Source organism: Plantactinospora sp. GCM10030261, from assembly GCF_042666615.1.
GTDB lineage: Bacteria > Actinomycetota > Actinomycetes > Mycobacteriales > Micromonosporaceae > KBS50.
In genome coordinates, this window is record NZ_JBHTDD010000004.1 from 132249 (window position 1) to 149193 (window position 16945).

16 protein-coding genes and 1 pseudogene are annotated in these 16945 nt (G+C 72.7%); 7 read left to right on the forward strand and 10 right to left on the reverse strand.

Annotated features, from left to right (window positions below; all coding sequences use genetic code 11):
- Positions 1-105 precede the first annotated feature (105 nt).
- Positions 106-2220, reverse strand: coding sequence for a HelD family protein (locus tag ACFQUZ_RS07080; protein ID WP_377439132.1), 2115 nt, complete (start codon positions 2218-2220; stop codon positions 106-108).
- Positions 2221-2570: 350 nt separating this feature from the next.
- Positions 2571-3494, reverse strand: a pseudogene (locus ACFQUZ_RS07085) (alpha/beta fold hydrolase); the annotation flags it as partial.
- A gap of 122 nt (positions 3495-3616) precedes the next feature.
- Between ACFQUZ_RS07085 and ACFQUZ_RS07090 the strand changes: the two are divergent.
- Positions 3617-4357, forward strand: a complete 741-nt coding sequence (locus tag ACFQUZ_RS07090; RefSeq protein WP_377439135.1) for a carbonic anhydrase — start codon at positions 3617-3619, stop codon at positions 4355-4357.
- Between the two features lie 109 nt (positions 4358-4466).
- Here ACFQUZ_RS07090 and ACFQUZ_RS07095 read toward each other — a convergent pair whose 3' ends face one another.
- Positions 4467-4796 (reverse strand): hypothetical protein, encoded by a 330-nt coding sequence (locus tag ACFQUZ_RS07095; RefSeq protein ID WP_377439138.1) that lies wholly within the window; start codon positions 4794-4796, stop codon positions 4467-4469.
- A gap of 311 nt (positions 4797-5107) precedes the next feature.
- Between ACFQUZ_RS07095 and ACFQUZ_RS07100 the strand changes: the two genes are divergently transcribed.
- From ACFQUZ_RS07100 to ACFQUZ_RS07110, 3 genes are all read left to right on the forward strand, one after another.
- Entirely contained in the window at positions 5108-5599 is a 492-nt protein-coding gene (locus ACFQUZ_RS07100; protein ID WP_377439140.1) for a DUF3145 domain-containing protein, read from the forward strand.
- Between the two features lie 257 nt (positions 5600-5856).
- Positions 5857-7515 (forward strand): glycoside hydrolase family 3 N-terminal domain-containing protein, encoded by a 1659-nt coding sequence (locus ACFQUZ_RS07105; RefSeq protein ID WP_377439430.1) that lies wholly within the window; start codon positions 5857-5859, stop codon positions 7513-7515.
- An 87-nt stretch (positions 7516-7602) separates the two neighbouring features.
- Positions 7603-7821: a hypothetical protein gene (locus tag ACFQUZ_RS07110; RefSeq protein WP_377439141.1), complete on the forward strand. Its 219-nt coding sequence runs from the start codon at positions 7603-7605 to the stop codon at positions 7819-7821.
- A 25-nt stretch (positions 7822-7846) separates the two neighbouring features.
- Here the strand turns inward: ACFQUZ_RS07110 and ACFQUZ_RS07115 are convergent, their stop codons facing one another.
- The gene (locus ACFQUZ_RS07115) at positions 7847-8686 is read right to left on the reverse strand and encodes a sigma-70 family RNA polymerase sigma factor (protein WP_377439143.1); all 840 of its coding nucleotides are present in this window, start codon (positions 8684-8686) and stop codon (positions 7847-7849) included.
- An 85-nt stretch (positions 8687-8771) separates the two neighbouring features.
- Here ACFQUZ_RS07115 and ACFQUZ_RS07120 point away from each other — a divergent pair, with 85 nt between their 5' ends.
- From ACFQUZ_RS07120 to ACFQUZ_RS07130, 3 genes are all read left to right on the forward strand, one after another.
- The gene (locus ACFQUZ_RS07120; protein ID WP_377439146.1) at positions 8772-9062 is read left to right on the forward strand and encodes a hypothetical protein; all 291 of its coding nucleotides are present in this window, start codon (positions 8772-8774) and stop codon (positions 9060-9062) included.
- Positions 9059-9427, forward strand: coding sequence for a DoxX family protein (locus ACFQUZ_RS07125; protein WP_377439147.1), 369 nt, complete (start codon positions 9059-9061; stop codon positions 9425-9427). Before ACFQUZ_RS07120 ends, ACFQUZ_RS07125 begins: the two co-directional genes overlap by 4 nt.
- Before the next feature lie 333 nt (positions 9428-9760).
- The gene (locus tag ACFQUZ_RS07130; RefSeq protein WP_377439150.1) at positions 9761-10000 is read left to right on the forward strand and encodes a winged helix-turn-helix domain-containing protein; all 240 of its coding nucleotides are present in this window, start codon (positions 9761-9763) and stop codon (positions 9998-10000) included.
- A 259-nt stretch (positions 10001-10259) separates the two neighbouring features.
- On the opposite strand, the gene ACFQUZ_RS07135 is transcribed toward ACFQUZ_RS07130, so the two are convergent.
- The 6 genes from ACFQUZ_RS07135 to ACFQUZ_RS07160 all read right to left on the reverse strand — a co-directional run bounded on the left by ACFQUZ_RS07135 (position 10260) and on the right by ACFQUZ_RS07160 (position 16934).
- Positions 10260-11681, reverse strand: a complete 1422-nt coding sequence (locus ACFQUZ_RS07135) for an acyl-CoA carboxylase subunit beta (protein WP_377439152.1) — start codon at positions 11679-11681, stop codon at positions 10260-10262.
- A 26-nt stretch (positions 11682-11707) separates the two neighbouring features.
- Positions 11708-12934 (reverse strand): beta-ketoacyl-ACP synthase II, encoded by a 1227-nt coding sequence (gene fabF, locus ACFQUZ_RS07140; RefSeq protein ID WP_377439155.1) that lies wholly within the window; start codon positions 12932-12934, stop codon positions 11708-11710.
- Position 12935: 1 nt separating this feature from the next.
- Positions 12936-13175 carry an acyl carrier protein gene (locus ACFQUZ_RS07145; protein WP_377341070.1) on the reverse strand — a complete coding sequence of 80 codons (240 nt, stop codon included), beginning with the start codon at positions 13173-13175 and terminating at the stop codon, positions 12936-12938.
- A 92-nt stretch (positions 13176-13267) separates the two neighbouring features.
- Positions 13268-14209, reverse strand: a complete 942-nt coding sequence (locus ACFQUZ_RS07150) for a beta-ketoacyl-ACP synthase III (RefSeq protein ID WP_377439158.1) — start codon at positions 14207-14209, stop codon at positions 13268-13270.
- Between the two features lie 38 nt (positions 14210-14247).
- Positions 14248-15420, reverse strand: a complete 1173-nt coding sequence (locus tag ACFQUZ_RS07155) for an acyltransferase domain-containing protein (RefSeq protein WP_377439161.1) — start codon at positions 15418-15420, stop codon at positions 14248-14250.
- Positions 15421-15590: 170 nt separating this feature from the next.
- Positions 15591-16934, reverse strand: a complete 1344-nt coding sequence (locus tag ACFQUZ_RS07160) for a PucR family transcriptional regulator (protein ID WP_377439163.1) — start codon at positions 16932-16934, stop codon at positions 15591-15593.
- Between the last annotated feature and the right edge of the window lie 11 nt (positions 16935-16945).

The window sequence follows — 16945 nt, forward strand, 5'->3', positions numbered from 1 at the left end:
TACCCTCCGTCCGACGGTCCCTCCCGGACCAATGTATGCTCACATTGCAATACATGCAATATTTTGGTCGACGGAAGGACGGACCTCCCCGGTCGGAGACCCGCCCTACGCGTAGTCGATCGTGGTCAGCCGCTGGGTGGCCCGGGACAGGGCCACGTACAGCGTGCGTACCCCGGCGGACGAGTCGGCCCGGATCTCCCCCGGCGCGATTAACACCACCCCGTCGTACTCCATGCCCTTTGCCTGCAACGCGTCGACCACCTGCAGGCGCGGACCGGAGAGCTCACGCAGCCATTCGGTGACCTCGGCCCGCCGCGGACCGGGGGTGATCACACCCACCGTGCCGGCCACCTCGTCGAGCAGCGCACGGACCGCCGCGACGGTCGTCGCCGGCAGGTCGGCGGCCGGCACGGAGAGCGCCACCGGCTCGACGCCGGTGGACCGGACCGCCGTCGGCAGGACCAGCGTCGGGTCCAGCTCCCGGATCACCCGGGCCGCCACGGCGAAGATCTCCGCCGAGTTGCGGTAGTTGGTGGACAGCACGTACTCGTGCCGGCGTCGGCGACCCAACGCCTTGTCCCGGGCCCGGGCAAGCTCCTCCGGGTCGCCGGTCCAGGCCGTCTGCGCCGGATCACCGACCACGGTCCACGACGCGAGCCGACCCCGCCGGCCCAACATCCGCCACTGCATCGGCGACACGTCCTGCGACTCGTCGACCACCACATGGGCGTATTCGCGGTAGTCCTCCGGGCGTCGGACCGCCTCGGCGCGGGCCGCCCGCTGCCGATCCGCGTACGTGCTGACCTCGCGTACCCCGCCGGCCACCCGGAACGCGTCCCGCCGTCGGCGAGCCGGCTGTGGCGGCCGTCCCAGCAACTCGTCCAACTCGTCCAGCAGCGCGACGTCGGCGATCGTCGGACCCTCGTCGGCAAGTGACCGGTAGGACCCGGCCACCATGTCGATCTCCGCCCGGGACAGGATCCCCCCGGCGTACGACCGTAGCCGCACCGGCCGGGCCAACCAGGCCAACACGTGTCGCGGGTGCAATCGGGGCCACCACGCCCGCAGGAAGTCACGGAACTCGGCGCGCTCGGCGAGTTCGTCCTCGAACTCGGCCTGTCCGGGCAGCCCACCGATCCGCAGCGCGCGGGCCTGGGCCCAGAGCGCGTCGAAAAGGCCGTCGATGCCGGCCCGGCGCACCTCGTTGCGGCGGGCTCCGCGAGGCAACGCCCGCTCCCGGATCGCGTCGAGTTCGTCGCGGCGCAACCGGAGCAACTGCCCGCGGTAGAGCAGCCGCAGCTCGGCGGGCCCGTCCGGAACGGCGTCCCGCACCGCCCGTTCGAGCACCCGGCGCATCCGCAGCGATCCCTTGACGGTCGCCACGGCGGCGGAATCCGTCCGGGTCGCGGTCAACCCGGCGACCAGCGAACCCAGCGAGTGCAGGGTGGCCGTCTCCTCGCCGAGCGACGGCAGCACCGAGGAGATGTAGTTCACGAACACCCCGGACGGCCCGACCACCAGCACCCCGCCGCCGGCGAACCGGGCCCGATCGGAATAGAGCAGGTACGCCGCCCGGTGCAGGGCCACCGCGGTCTTGCCGGTCCCCGGGCCGCCGGACACCACGGTCACCCCGGAGGCGGGGGAGCGGATCGCCTCGTCCTGCTCCCGCTGGATGGTGGCGACGATGTCCCGCATGCCGCGGCCGGTCGTCCTGGCGAGGGTGGCCAGCAGCGCCCCGTCGCCGATCACCCGCATACCCTCGGGAGCGGCGTCCGGGTCGAGCAGGTCGTCCTCGATCCGGGTGACCCGTTCGCCGGACGAGGAGATCATCCGCCGGCGCACCACGCCGCGCGGATCCGTCGCCGTGGCCTGGTAGAACGCCGCCGCGGCAGGGGCCCGCCAGTCCACCACCAGCGGCTCGGAGCCTTCCCCGCGCACCCCGAGCCGGCCCACGTGCAGCACCGAGCGGTCCCGCAGGTCCAACCGGCCGAACACCAGTCCCTCGTGCTCGGCGTCCAACACGTGTCGACGCCGGGCGGCGTGGAAGACCATCGCGTCCCGCTCCACCAGCGCGCCGAAGTTGCCAACCCGGGCCAGCCGGTACCCCTCCTTCTCGGCCAGCGCCGCCGACTGACGCAGCTGGTCCAGCCGGGCGTACACCCGGTCCAGGTGGCGCTGCTCGGCTGCGATCTCCTGCTGGAGAACGGTGTGGTCGGTCAACTGCGGACTCCTGCCGGAGATGAACGGTGGGCCCGAGCACAGCCGGGACCGGCAGCCAGGTCCCACGGCCGGGTGGCGGCGGCCGGGGACCGGCGGCGGGTCGACGGCCGGGCCAGGGCACCGACATGTCACCCGATCGCGTCACCGATCGGCGAGAACACGTGGTCGAGTCACGATACGCGGTCGGCCGCCCGCGATCCGGTGGTGGTCCCGGCCCGGCGCACGGCGCGGCGCGGTCGCGGAGCCCCGGCCCGCTCGTCGGCCCCGGCCCGCTCGTCGGCCCCGGCGCGCTTGCCGGCTCCAGCCCGCGCGCGCTTCGTCGCCCGGGTCACCCGATCGCGGCGCGACCCGGCCGACAGCACCCGCCGCACCACACCGATCAGGGCGGCGTTGACCTCGGCCGGACGTTCCATCATCAACATGTGGCCGGCGCCCGCGCACACCGTCAACTCGGTCGCGGGCAGGGCCGTGGCGATCGACTCGGCGCACGGCGGCGGGGTGAGCCGGTCCCGGTCGCCCACCATCACCGCGACCGGCAGGTCGGGTAGCCGGGCCAGCGTCTCCAGCCGCCGCTGGGAGCCCACCGAGGCCCGGAAACCGCCGATCGAGCGCAGCGAGGCGCGCGCCACCGCCGACGTGGTCAGGCGGATGTCGGCCGGCTCGCACCGGTCACCGAAGAGCAACCAGCGCAGGGTGGGCCGCAGCGCGCGGAGCAACGGCCGTGGCGGTCCCCAGGTGCCACACCGGGCCAGTACGCCCGCACCGGCCGTCTCGGCGAGCCGGATCAACCGGGCGATCCGCGGCGACAGGCCGTACGCCGTGTGCGTGTGACCCTCCGCGGTCGTGCCGACGAAGGCCAGCCCGGCAACCCGCGCGGCGAACGATCCGGGGTGCCGGTGGGCGTACTCCATGACGGTCATCCCACCGAGGGAATGGCCGGCCAGCACCACCGACCCGGTGGGCGCCACCCGATCGAGCACCTCGGACAGGTCGTCGCCGAGCTGTGCGAGAGTGGCGGCGCACAGCGGGGTGCAGCCGGACCGGCCGTGCCCCCGGGCGTCGTAGCTCACCACCCGGACCGCGTCACCCAGCGCCGCGGCGAGGGCGGTCGTCTGGCGGTGCCAGATGCGCCGGTCCAGGGTCCAGCCGTGCAGCAGGACCACCGTGACCGGGGCGTCGTCCGGGCCGGTGACCTCCACGTGCAGTCGTACCCCGTCCGGCAGCCGCACCGGCACCACACCGTCCGGCGTCCGCACCGGAACCTCGTCAGACATGGCCACCTCCCCAACCCGGCCAGGTCGGGTGTCTCTACCCGTTCCGGTCGGGCGGCGAACCGTGACGTGAGAAGATTCGCAACCCACTTTGCGACTGGCCGGTAGGACGCCAAGCTGTGCAGATGTCGTCGCAGCTCAGCGGCTCCACGCCGGCCGCCCCGGAGCCTGTTCCGTCCAGTATCGACCCGCGTGCCCCACTGCCGCCGCCCGGAAACCGGACACCCGAGGTGGCGCTGGCGGAACTGCTGAGTGGTAACCGCCGGTTCATCAGCGCCCAGCCGGTCCACGGCCACAACGTCACGGCCGCCGCGGCCGCCTCTGGTGACCAGCAGCCGTACGCCGTCGTGGTGGGCTGCCTGGACTCGCGTGTGCCGCTCGAAGCGATCTTCGACCAGACCTTCGGATCGATGTGCGTGGTCCGCTCTGGCGGTCACGTGCTGGACCGGGCCGTGCTCGGCTCCATCGAGTTCGCGGTCACCGCCCTGCGGGTGCCGCTGGTGATGGTGCTCGGCCACGAGCGGTGTGGCGCGGTGGCCGCCACCGTCGCGGCCCTGCGCACCGGGGAACGCCCGGACGGGCCGTTGGGTTACCTGGTGGACCAGATCACCCCGGCGGTCCGGGAGGTCGGAGTGGACCGGCCCGACGTCGTACCGTCGGCCCTGCGCCGGCACATCACCCGGACGATGGCGGTGATCGCCGGGATCGAGTCGCTGGCGGGTCCGTTGTCGGCCGGACAGGTGCGGCTCGTCGGGGCGGTGTACGACCTGGACAGTGGCCGGGTGGACCTGCTGGACGACGCCGATGCGGGGGGCTGTGCCGATCCGGGTGGCGACGCCGATGCGGGAGACGCCCGGGACGGGTGACACGGCGCCGCCCCGGCGCGATCGTCGCGCCGGGGCGGGGAACTCGTGACCGTCGGGCCCGGTCGGCTCAGGCCCTCGAAGGTTTGGTTCTGGTCTCCGAGGACCCGACTCAGGCCTCGAATACCCCCGCGTCGACCAGCCGCTTCTCGGTGCGGTCCCAGCCGTCGGACGGGTGCGCCGCGGCGAGGCCGTTGATCTCGGCACGGATCTTGGCGGCGTGACCGGCGGTGGCCAGCACCCGGATCTCCTCGACGAAGGCCTCGGAGTCGGTGCGCAGGTGGTTGGTCTTGCCATTGGTGAGGTTACGCACGTAGACGTGCTTGCCGCCGTTGAGCGGGATCAGGTACTTGAACTCACCGAGCACGCTCAGGGCGCCACCCTGGCCGGCCTGGCCGGCGCGGACGGACGCGCGCGCGGTCTTGGAGGTGTTGCTCGCCACGGGGTACTCCTTGCAGACGTACGGGAGGACGGAAGCCTGAGGGGATGTGCGGCGGCACAGGCCGCCGGGGAAATTTTACACGACCCCTCCGTCGGTCCGGCATGGTGACCGACTGGCAGACGCAACCCGGCCCCCGGCCCGGCTATTCCGGGCCGTCCGGGGGTGCCGGCCGGGCCCCTCGTGGGGTACGACTGCGGTACGAGTTTTACGAATCGCTGGCGCACCACTGTTCCCACCGTCATCATGTGTTGCAGGCCCACCAGTGGTCGAGGTCGTAGGGGAAGACGCACCTCGCTCACCGGGAGGTCATCGTGCCAACACGTGGCGTCGTATACGTCCACTCGACCCCGCTCGCCGTGTGCCCACACGTCGAGTGGGCGATCGCGCGCGTCCTCACCGCGCCGGTCAACCTGCAGTGGACGCCACAGCCGGTCGACGCGGCCGCGCGTCGGGCCGAGTGCGGCTGGTCCGGCCGGCCCGGCACCGGGGCCGAGTTGGCCGCTGCCCTCCGACAATGGCCGATGATCCGTTTCGAGGTCACCGAGGAGCCCAGCCCGGGGGTGGACGGCGAGCGATTCATGTACGTACCCGGACGAGGTCTGCATCGGGCGCCCATGGGAGCGGCCGGGGACATCCAACTCGGCGAGGACCGGCTGCGGGCGATCATGGCGGCCGCGCGTGCCCCGGAGGCACTGGCGCACGCGCTGGACAAGGCGCTCGGCTCGGCCTGGGACGCGGAGCTGGAGCCGTACCGGTACGCCGGTGACGGCGCCCCGGTGACGCTCCTCACCCAGGTCGGCTGACCGGACGTCGTCCCGGCGTCGAAAGGGCGCCGCCCCACGCCCCACGCCCCACGCCGCGCGCCTCGGGCCGGCGCCGGCAGCCCGTGGGTCGGTGTCGGCAGGCCGTGGGGGTTGGTGTCGGTAGGGCCGTGGGGCCGGTGGGGAGCCCCTGGGCGGAAAGGTCAAGTTGCCCCGATCCGGTGCGGCCTGCTGGGATAGGTCGCGTGCTGCTTAGAGGTACTCAGCGGAAGACCGGCGCCGCCCTCACCGCCCTGGCCATGCTGGTGGTGGCCGGCTGCGGGGATTCGCCCGAGCCACCCCGCCCGACGCCCTCATCCGGCTCGCCTGGCGGCTCGACCTCCCCGGCTCCCGCCGGTCCGGCCAACCGGGCCGCCGAGCTGATCGCCAGCCTCGACGACGCCGACCTTGCCGGCCAGGTGCTGATGCCGTACGCCTACGGCAGCTCGGCCACCGACGTGTCGGCGGGCTCCGCGGCCGGCAACCGCAAGCTCGCCGGGGTGGCCACCCCCGCCGAGATGATCGCCAAGTACCGGCTGGGCGGACTCATCCTGGTCGGCTTCTCGGCGGACGACCCGACCAAGGCCAACCAGGCCACCACGAACGTCGACGACCCGAAGCAGGTGCGCGAGCTGACCGCCGGGCTCCAGGTGGCCCGCGAAAAGCTGCCCGGTGGCGCGGCGCCGCTGTTGATCGGCACCGACCAGGAGTACGGCGTGGTGACCCGGATCCGGGACGGCGTGACCATGCTGCCCAGTGCCATGGCGGCCGGTGCCGCGGCCGATCCCGCCCGTACCGAGAAGGCCTGGTCCGTGGCCGGTCGGGAGCTGGCCGCGCTCGGCATCAACGTCGACTTCGCCCCCGACGCCGACGTGCTGCGCGCCCGCAGCTCCGTGATCGGCTCCCGGTCGTATGGGGCTGATCCCAAGGTGGCCGCCGACCAGGTGGCCGCCGCCGTCCGTGGCCTCCAGGGTGCCGGAGTCTCCGCCACCCTCAAACACTTCCCGGGGCACGGCAACACCGGGGGCGACTCGCATGAGGACCTGCCCCGGCTCGAACAGGACCGGGCCGAGCTGGACCGCACCGACCTGGCGCCGTTCGCCGCGGGCATCGCCGCGGGCGCCGACCTGGTGATGTCGGCCCACCTGGACGTCCGCGCGGTCGACCCGGGCACCGCCGGCACGTTCTCCCGCAAGTTGCTGACCGACGTGCTGCGCGGCCAGCTCGGCTTCAAGGGTGTGCTGGTCACTGACGGGATGAACATGGCGCCCGCGAAGAAGTACCCGCCGGGAGAGGCGGCTGTCCGTGCCCTCAACGCCGGCAACGACCTCATCCTCATGCCGCCCGACATCGGTGCCGCGCACGGCGGAATCGTGACCGCCGTCAAGGACGGGACGTTGCCCCGGGCCCGGCTGGTGGAGGCCGCGACCCGGGTGCTCACCCTCGCCTTGAGCCGCGCGGACCGGACCGCCCCGGACATCGCCACGCTGGGCAGCGGTGAACACCAACAGGCCGCGCGAGCGCTGGCCACGGCGGCCGTGACCCAGTTCCGCGGGGCCTGCGGACCCGTATCCGGCCCGGTGTCAGTGAGCGCCTCGAACGGCCGCGAGGCGACCCGCAAGCTGCTCGTCGACGCGCTGCGCGCCGCCGGGGTACGCGTCGTGGAGCGCGGCGGGACGGTGGTGCACCTCGTCGGGTACGGCGACGGAAGCGCGGACCTGCGGGCGGACGCGACCGTCACCGTCGCCATGGACACGCCGTACGTGCTGGCGGAGGCGCGGTCGAAGCGGCTGCTGGCGACATACTCGTCGAGCCCGGCGTCGATGGCCGGGCTCGCCGACGTGCTGGCCGGAAAGGCCAAGCCGACGGGCCGTTCCCCGGTCCCGGTGCCCGGCCTGCCCGCCACCTCCTGCGGCTGACGGCTTGCGGGCCCGCGTGGCTCGCTCGGCCCATGATCGTTGCCATACTCCCTCGCGCCGCACGCCTCCAACCCGCACCCTGTACGGATGGGACAGGCCAGCGGTTTCGCGTACCAGGTCCGGGGTGACGGCTCGGTGCTGATCACCCATCACGGCCGGACGGCGACCGTGCTGCGCGGCGGCCGGGCGGCCGAGTTCCTCGCCGAGGTGGACGCCGACCCGCAGCCCGTCATGGCCCGATGGACCGGCAACTACCGGCGGGGCAACGAACGGACGGCCCGCCAGCACCCGCGCAACCGCGGCTGAGCAAGGGTCCGCGCCGGCTGTCTCGTCAATGCGGCAGCGTCAACACGCCGCGGACGTACGGCGTGATGTCGACGCCGGCGACCAGGCCAGCGTCGATGGTGAAGCGGACCAGCGCGGCGGGATGCCCGCCGGGGGCGATGACCGCTCCGGGCTGGCCGTCGACGAACACCGGGACAGCGGCGGCGATCCGGTCGACGAAGCGCGTCGTTTCGGCCGCGACCGCGGCGGCACCCTGGACCGTGGTTGGCGCGTCGGTGGGAAGCAGCCGGGGATCGGCGGTGCGGACGGCGTCGGGCGCCATCAGCGTGACGAGTCGCGCGATGTCACCGCCCCGCGCCGCCGCCAGAAACGCCTCGACGATCTCGAAATGCTCGGCATTCCCGTCGGAGACCTCCTGGGCACCGCGCAATCGACCGCGGGCCCGGCTGGCGAGCTTCTTCGCCGAGCCGGGGTTCGTGTCCAAGACGGCGGCGACCTCGTCGAACGGGACGCGAAACAGGTCGTGCAGGACGTACGCCACCCGTTGCCTGGGCGACAGCTCGCGCAGGAGCACGAGCAGCGCCCTGGACACCTCCTCGCGATGGAGGAACGCCTCGTCAGCGCTGAGCCGGCCGTCGGGGACGTCCTCGATGTCCAGCGGAATTTCGCCACGTCGCCGGCGGCTTCGGATCTGGTCTAGGCACAGCCGAGCCGTCACGGTGGTGAACCAGGCGTCGGCATTGGCGACCTCGGTCAGGTCGGTCGTCTGCGCCCGCACCCAAGCCGTCTGGACCGCGTCCTCGGCATCGTGGCGCGAACCCACGATGCGAAAGGCCAGGGACATCAGCCGTGGGCGGGCCGCCTCGAATTGTTCGACGAGTTCCACGGGCGGGGTCACCTTTCACGCGTGCTCGACGTCGGGAGGGCGAGATGGGTCAACGACTCGACGAACACGCCTGCTGGAGACAACCATGAGCCTACAGATCGTCCGATTCAGCACCGACGCCGAGCGTATCCCGGAGGTGGAAGACGCCATCGGGAAGCTGTTCGCCGCGGTCGCCGAGGCGGCGCCGACCGGCGTCGAGTACACCGCGGCCCGGGTGGGTGACGGGGCGGAGTTCCTGCTGACCCTGCGGCTCGCCGGTGCCAACCCGCTGCTCGGCATCCGGGAGGCGGTCGAGTTCCGGGCCAGGGTCGCGGAGTGGGCGGGGACGCCGGTCCCGCCCCAGCCGGTCACCGTGCTGGCGCGGTACACCAGGTGACCGTGGTGTACGAAGCCCTGCTGCTCGCCGTGACGGTGGTCTGCGCCCTCGCCAACGCCGCCGAGGTGGTCGCCAAAGCGGTCCGCGCGCCGTTCGTGATGCGCAATTCGGCCGAGGTCGGACTCGCCCCGAGGTGGATTCCGTACCTCGCGGTCGTCGAGGGAGCAGGCGTCGCCGGCCTGACGCTCGGACTCCTCGGGCTGCCACTCATCGGTCTCGCCGCCGCGATCGGGCTGGTGCTGTTCTTCGTCGGGGCGGTCGGCGCCCACATCCGGGCCCGGGTGTTCCACAACATCGCCTTCCCGGCTGCGTTCCTGGTGTTGGCCGTGGCCGCGGTCGGGTACTTCGCCGGGACGGTCGGGTGAGCCGCGGACGGCTACCGACGACCGTCGTTGTGGCGTCCACGATGTCCGTCGCCTGCCCGGTCGCGCAGCGCCCGACGGAGCCGGTCGTTCTCGGCCGCGAGCAGGTTCAGCGCGTGCCGCAGGTCGGCCACCTCGTCGGCGACCAGGCGTTGGAACGCGCGTACCTGGTCAGCGTCGAGGCCACGCCGCCGCGGCTCGAACCACCGGGTCCGGATCTCGTACGGGGTCAGCCGGTGCGGTTCGCCGGCCGGGTAGAAGAGTCAGAACAGTCAACGCTAGTTGTTGGGCGGCGTGTTTCTGTGATCGAATCGGAGGTGCCACGCGAGGAGTGCCATGCCAGATATGCCGGACTATTGGCGTATCGCCGATGAGGTGATCGCCGATGTCAGAGCGGGAAAACTCAAGTCGGGGGACAAGCTGCCGTCGATCGCCGAGCTGCGCGAGAAGTACGACGTGAGTCATGGCACCGTACAAATGGCCTATGCGCGGCTGGAGGCGCTGCGGGTGATCCGGCGCCGGCAGGGCAAGGGCATCTACGTGACCGATCCGTCGACCTGGATGCGGGAGCCGTGATTCGACACCTCGCGGCTGCGAGGCGACGCGGGTGTCGAGTGCTCAGAGTGGGAGGACACGGCAGCCGGCGGGCCGATCCGACTGGCGTCGATCTTCGTCCACGGCTGATGTGCGCCGCCAGGACTTCCTGACGGCGACCCGGTGACGCATCGGCGGCCACGAAACCAAGATCGACTCAACGTCGGCGAAGTTGGGGTATCCGAAGGGCCCCTTCCTGGACGCGAGAAGCGACAAGAAGGGGCCCCGCACGTACCCGGGTCTACAAAGGGATGTTGCCGTGCGCACCGCGCGCGGCGGGGGCCGCCGCGAGGGTCTCGGCGAGCCTGCGGCGGGTCTCCGCCGGCTTGAGCACCTCGTCGACCACGCCGATCTCGAGGGCCCGGTTGACGCCGCCGACCCGCGTCTGCTCCTCGATGAGCTGGGCGCGCAGCGCCTCGCGCTCCTCGTGCGGTGCCGCGGCCAGCTTCTTGCGGTGCAGGACGTTCACCGCGGCGGGGGCGCCCATGACGGCGACCTCCGCGTTCGGCCAGGCGAACACGGCGGTGGCGCCGAGCGAGCGGGAGTTCATCGCGATGTACGCCCCGCCGTACGCCTTGCGGGTCACCAGGGTCACCCGCGGCACGACGGCCTCGGCGAACGCGTGCAGCAGTTTGGCCCCCCGGCGCACCACGCCGTCCCACTCCTGACCCAGCCCGGGCAGGTAACCGGGGACGTCGACCAGGACGACGAGCGGCACGCCGAGCGAGTCGCACATCCGCACGAACCGGGCGGCCTTCTCGGCGCTGGCCGCGTCCAGGCAGCCACCGAGCCGCAGCGGATTGTTCGCGATCACCCCGACCGTGCGGCCGGCGAACCGGCCCAGCGTGGTGACGATGTTCGGCGCCCACTTGGCGTGCAGTTCCACACCCGGCTCATCGAGCAGCGCCTTCACGACCGGCTTCACGTCGTACGCCCGGTTGGCCTCCGCCGGCATCTTGGCCGCGAGGTCGTGGCCGTCCTCAGCGTCGGCCGGGATGTCGGCGGGGGTGAACCGGCCCTGCCGGCCGAGCAGGGACGCCAGCTTGCGCGCCTCCGCCATGGCCGACTCGTCGTCGGAGGTGGTCACGTGAACCACGCCGGAACGTCGGCCGTGCGGCTCGGGACCGCCGAGCCGTTCCATGTCGACCTGCTCGCCGGTGACGCTGCGCACCACCTCGGGACCGGTCACGAAGATCCGACCGGCGCCCGACATGATGACGATGTCGGTAAGCGCCGGGCCGTACGCGGCGCCCCCGGCCGCGGGGCCGAGCACCACGGAGATCTGCGGCACCTTGCCGGAGGCACGCACCATCGCGGCGAAGACGAGACCGACGCCGTCCAGCGCGACGACCCCCTCGGGGATCCGGGCGCCGCCGCAGTGCCAGAGGCCGAGCACCGGCACCCGCTCCCGCAGCGCGGTGTCGATCGAGTCCACGATGTGCCGGCACCCGTCGATGCCCATGGCGCCACCCATCTTGGTGGCGTCGGTGGCGAACGCGATCACCGGCGTGCCGTCGATCTCGCCGCGCGCCCAGAGCACGCCGGACGTGTCCCGGGTCATGCCGTGGCGGAGCGTGCCGGCGTCGAACAGCCCGCGCAGCCGCACCTCCGGATCGCGATGGTCCACTGTTTCGGCTTCGACGCTGACAGATGTGGTGCTCACGATGCCTCCAAGCAGGGGGTCGGGTCTCACGCCCGGGTGAAGACGAGAGCCACGTTGTGTCCGCCGAAACCGAACGCGTTGTTAAGCGCTGCGGGGATCTCCATGTGTCGGGCCTTGTGGGCGGCGACGTCCAGGTCGAGGCGGTCGTCGGGGTCGTCGAGGTTGATGGTGGGGGGCACCACGCCGTCCCGGATGGCGAGGATGGTGGCGATCGACTCGAGCGCGCCGGCGGCGCCGAGCAGGTGTCCGGACATCGACTTTGTCGCGGTCAGCACGGGGTGGGTGCCGAGCGCGGTGCGCAGCGCTCCGATCTCCAGCATGTCGCCGACCGGGGTGGCGGTGGCGTGGGCGTTCACGTGCGTGATGTCCTTCTTCGGCACGTCCGCGTCGGCGATCGCCTTGGCGATGGCTCGCACCGCGCCCTCGCCCTCCGCGTGCGGCTGCACGATGTCGTACGCGTCGGAGGTGATCCCGGCGCCGGCGAGCCGGGCGTAGACCCGGGCCCCGCGAGCGGCGGCGTGTTCGGCGGACTCCAGCACGATGGCGCCGGCGCCCTCACCGAGAACGAAGCCGTCGCGCGCCTTGTCCCACGGCCTTGAGGCGCGCTCGGGGTCGTCGTTGCGGGTGGACATGGCCCGCATCGCCGCGAAGCCGGCGATCGGCAGCGGGTGGATCACCGCCTCGGTACCACCGGCGACGACCACGTCGGCCCGGCCGGCGCGGATGATGTCCAGGCCGAGGGCGAGCGCCTCGGCTCCGGTGGCGCAGGCACTGGCCATCGAGTGCACCCCGGCCTTGGCGCCGAGTTCCAGGCCGACCCAGGCGGCCGGCCCGTTGGGCATCAGCATCGGCACGGTGTGCGGTGACACCCGGCGCGGCCCGGAGGCCTCCAGGATGTCGTCCTGGGCGAGCAGCGTGGTGGCCCCGCCGATGCCCGACCCGAAGCTGACGGCGAGCCGTTCGCCGTCCAGCCCCGCGTCGGTCAGCCCGGAATCGGTCCACGCCTCCTTCGCGGCGATGAGCGCGATCGCCTCGGATCGGTCGAGCCGGCGCAGCCGTACCCGGTCGAGCACCTCGCTGGGGTCGACGGCGAGTTGGGCGGCGATCCGGACCGTCAGGGAGCCGGCCCATTCCTGGGTGAGCGGACTCACCCCGGAACGGCCGGCGACCATGGCTTCCCAGGTCGACGCGACGTCCCCGCCGAGCGGGGTCGTCGCGCCGAGCCCGGTGACGACGACGTCGGTGCGACTCATGTCAGGACTGCGCCTCGATATAGCTGACGGCGTCGCCGACGGTCTTGAGGTTCTGCACCTCGTTGTCCGGGATCTTCACCCCGAACTTCTCCTCGGCCGCGACCACGACCTCCACCATGGAGAGCGAGTCGACGTCCAGGTCGTCGGTGAACGACTTGTCCACGGCCACGTCGTCCGGGTTCACCCCGGCGACCTCCTCGAGGATCTCGGCGAGGCCGGCGGTGATCTCGTCACGGGTCATTGTGGTTCGGTTCCTCTCAACGGTGGGTGGAGCAATTGTGGTGTGCGGATGGTGCCGGTCCGAGGCGCGGACGCCGCCGGACCGGACGTGCGTCACGGGCAGCGGACGACCTGCCCGGCGTAGGTGAGACCGCCGCCGAAGCCGAACAGCAGCACCGGCGCCCCCGAGGGCACCTCCCGGCGCTCGACCAGCTTGGACAGGGCCAGCGGCACACTCGCGGCCGAGGTGTTGCCGGATTCGACGAGGTCCTTCGCGACGATCGCGTTCGGCATGCCGAGCCGCTTCACGATGCCGTCGATGATCCGGGTGTTGGCCTGGTGCGGGACGAAGGCGGCGATCTCCTCGGGAGCCACGCCGGCCCGCTCGCACGCCTGGAGGGCCAGCGGCGCCAGCTCCGTGGTGGCCCAGCGGAACACCGCCTGCCCCTCCTGCTGGATGTACGCGCGCCAGCCCTCGATCCGTACCGCGTCGCTCTTCGCCGGCACCGAGCCCCAGACGACCGGGCCGACCCCGCTCGGCTCGCCCTCGGTGGTGGCGGTCACCACGGCGGCGCCCGCGCCGTCACCGAAGATGATGCAGGTCGACCGGTCGGTCCAGTCGGTGAAGTCGGAGAGCTTTTCGGCGCCGATGACGATGGCGTTGCGGGCCGCGCCGGCGCTCAGCGCGTGGTCGACGGTGCCGAGCGCGTACGAGAAGCCGGAGCAGGCGGTGTTGAGGTCGTACGCCGCCGGGGCGGCCATGCCGAGCTTGGCCGCGACCCGGCAGGCGACGTTCGGGCTGCGGTCGACCGAGGAGCAGGTGGCGACCACGAGCATGTCGATGTCGGCGGGGGTAAGACCGGAGTTGGCCAGGGCCTTGCCGGCAGCCGCGGTGGCCATGTCGGCCACCGTCTCGGTGTCCGCGATGCGACGGGAGGCGATGCCCACCCGGTCCCGGATCCACTCGTCGCTGGTGTCCACCATCCGGGCCAGTTCGTCGTTGGTGAGGACGCGGGAGGGCTGGTAGTGCCCCATCGCCACAAGGCGGGAACCCATCGGATGTGTCATCCCTTCGTTCGTGGACGTGGGGCGGGTCAGGAGAGGTGGCCGCCGACGCGGGCCACGGGCTGGCCCGGCGCCACCGGATCGTCGTGGTCGGCGAGCCATTCGGTGAGTACGCCGTCGCCGTGCGCGGTGACCTCGACACTGCCCTGCCGGGTCACCACCTGACCGATGACCTGACCGGTGCGGACCGGGGCACCCTCGGCGAGGTCCGCGGCGGGTTCGAAGGTGCCGGCCGTGGTGGCCACCACCACCCGGAACGAGATGGTCGGCTCGTGTCCGGCGACGGTGCCGTGCCGGGCGATGAGATCCCGGGCGGCCGGCAGGTCGTCCGGGGTGTTCAGGGTGACGATCTCCGGTACGCCGGTCGCCTTCAGCTCGCGCTTCACGAGACCGGCCAGGGTGCCGGCGGGCGGCAGCTCGATAATGCCGGTCACTCCGAGGTCGGCCAGGGTACGCATGCACAGGTCCCAGCGAACCGGCGCGGTGACCTGGCGGACCAGTCGTTGCACCATCTCCCGGCCGTTGGTGACGGCCGCGCCGTCGAGGTTGGACAGCAGGATGCGGGCCGGGTCGGTGCCGCGCACGCCGGCCGCCACGCCGGCCAGCGCCTGCTCGGCCCGGTCCATGTAGGGGGTGTGGAACGCGCCGGCCACCTTGAGGGTGGTCACCCGGGCCCGGGCCGGGGGTTCGGCGGCCAGCTTCTCCAGCCGGTCGACCGCACCGGCGGCGACCACCTGACCGGCGCCGTTGCGGTTGGCCGGGTGCAGCCCGTGTGACTCGATCGCGGCGAGGACCTCGCCGGCGTCTCCGCCGAGCACCGCCGCCATCCCGGTCGGTTCCTGGGCGCACGCCGCCGCCATCTCCCGACCCCGCACACCGGCCAGGGCGATCGCGGTCTCCGGGGTCAGCACCTCGGCCAGCGCGGCGGCGCCCAGTTCCCCGACGCTGTGTCCGGCGGTGAGCGCCACGTCGTACATCGGGAGATGTTCGGCGGCGAGCAGGGCGGCGGCCACCAGCAGAGGCTGGGTGCGGGCCGTGTCCCGGATCTCCTCGGCGTCGGCCTCGGTGCCGAGGTGGATCAGGTCGACGCCGGAGACGGTGGACCACCAGCGCAGCCGGGACGGCGCGCCGGGCAGGTCGAGCCACGGGCGAAGGAAGTCGGGCTTTTGGGCACCCTGGCCGGGGGAGAGTACGGCTAGCACGTATTCGACTCTGCGGGATACCGGTCGGTCACATGGTTGCCGGCAGTCACCAAACCACACTACAGCCTTTGTGGGAATCCTCTAAATATGTATGGAGACCATCGCCGCGCGCCAGTGTGAGGTCCGATTCATGCCTGTTTGGGGGCGGCGCGCGTCTGTTTCGACGTGCCTCACGTCTGGTTCGAGACGGGTGGGGTCACCGGGTCCAGCCGGCCGATGGTCAACGCCACCCGCAACGCGTACGCGTCCCGGGCGGTCAGCGGCGAATAGCCGGTCACCTCGGCGATCCGTCGCAACCGGTAGCGGACCGTGTTGGGGTGCACGTACAACGTGCGCGCGGCACTCTCCAGCACGCCGCCGCTGGCGAAGAACGCGTCCAGCGTGGCCAGCAGTTCCCCACCGGCGCGAACCAGCACGGCGAAGACGTCCTGCCGCAGGCTGCGACGGGCCTCCGAGTCGCCGGCCAACGCCCGTTCCGGCAGCAGGTCGACCGCCGCGACCGGGCGGGGTGCCGCCGGCCAGGCGGGGGCGGCGCGGTAGCCGGCGACCGCGGCCCGCGCCGACTCCGTGGCGTCGTCCAGATTGGGTACGGCCTGACCCACCACCACCGGACCCGGACCGAACCCGGCCAGCAGCCGCTCGGTGGTGGCCAGCGGCTCGGGGGCACCGCCGAGCACCACCACCAGGCGGTCCCCGTGCACCCCACCGATGATCTCCACCCCCAACCGGCGGGCAGCCCGGTAGAGGGTGTGCAGCACGGCGGCCACCTCACCGCCCGGTGAACGGCCCACCGCAACCGCCACCGGCTGGGCGTCCGCCCAGCCCAGCGCGGCCGCCCGGCTGGCCAGCACGTCCCGGGAGTCGCCGCGCAGCAGGGCGTCCACCAGCAGCGCCTGGAGCCGGGCATCCCAGGCGCCCCGGTTCTCGGCCGCCCTCGCGTAGACCCGGGCGGCGGAGAAGGCGATCTCCCGGGAGAACCGGAGAACCGCCTCGCGCAGCGGCTGTTCCTCTCCGGTCGCGGCCAGGTGCGGCACCTGCTCCTCCACCACGTCGATCGTCACCTTGATCAACGCGACGGTCTGTTGGAGGCTGATCGTGCGCGCCAGCGTTCGGGGGGCCGCCGCGAACACCTCGTCGGAGACCTCCTGCGGGCTGTCCGCCGCACCGCCGCCCTTGCGCAGCCACTCGACGAGCGACCGGACGCCGGCCTGGGCGACAAGCATGACCCAGGAGCGTTGTTCCGCCGGGAGACCGCGGAACCACGGCAGGGTCTCCTCCATCCTGGTCACGCTGGCGGTGGCGAGGGCGCCCGCGGACCGCTCGATCCGGCGCAGGGTGGCGGTCAGGTCCGGGGCGCTCGGCGCCGGTCGGGCGGCGGAGGGGTCCGGGGCGTTCGGCGCCGGTCGGGCGGCGGAGGGGTCCGGGGCGTTCGGCGCCGGTCGGGCGGCGGCCGCGCGTGGCCCGTCCACGCCGTCGCCCCCGGCCTCACCCTCGGGGGTCGATCCGGTCGGCATTCGCACAGCCT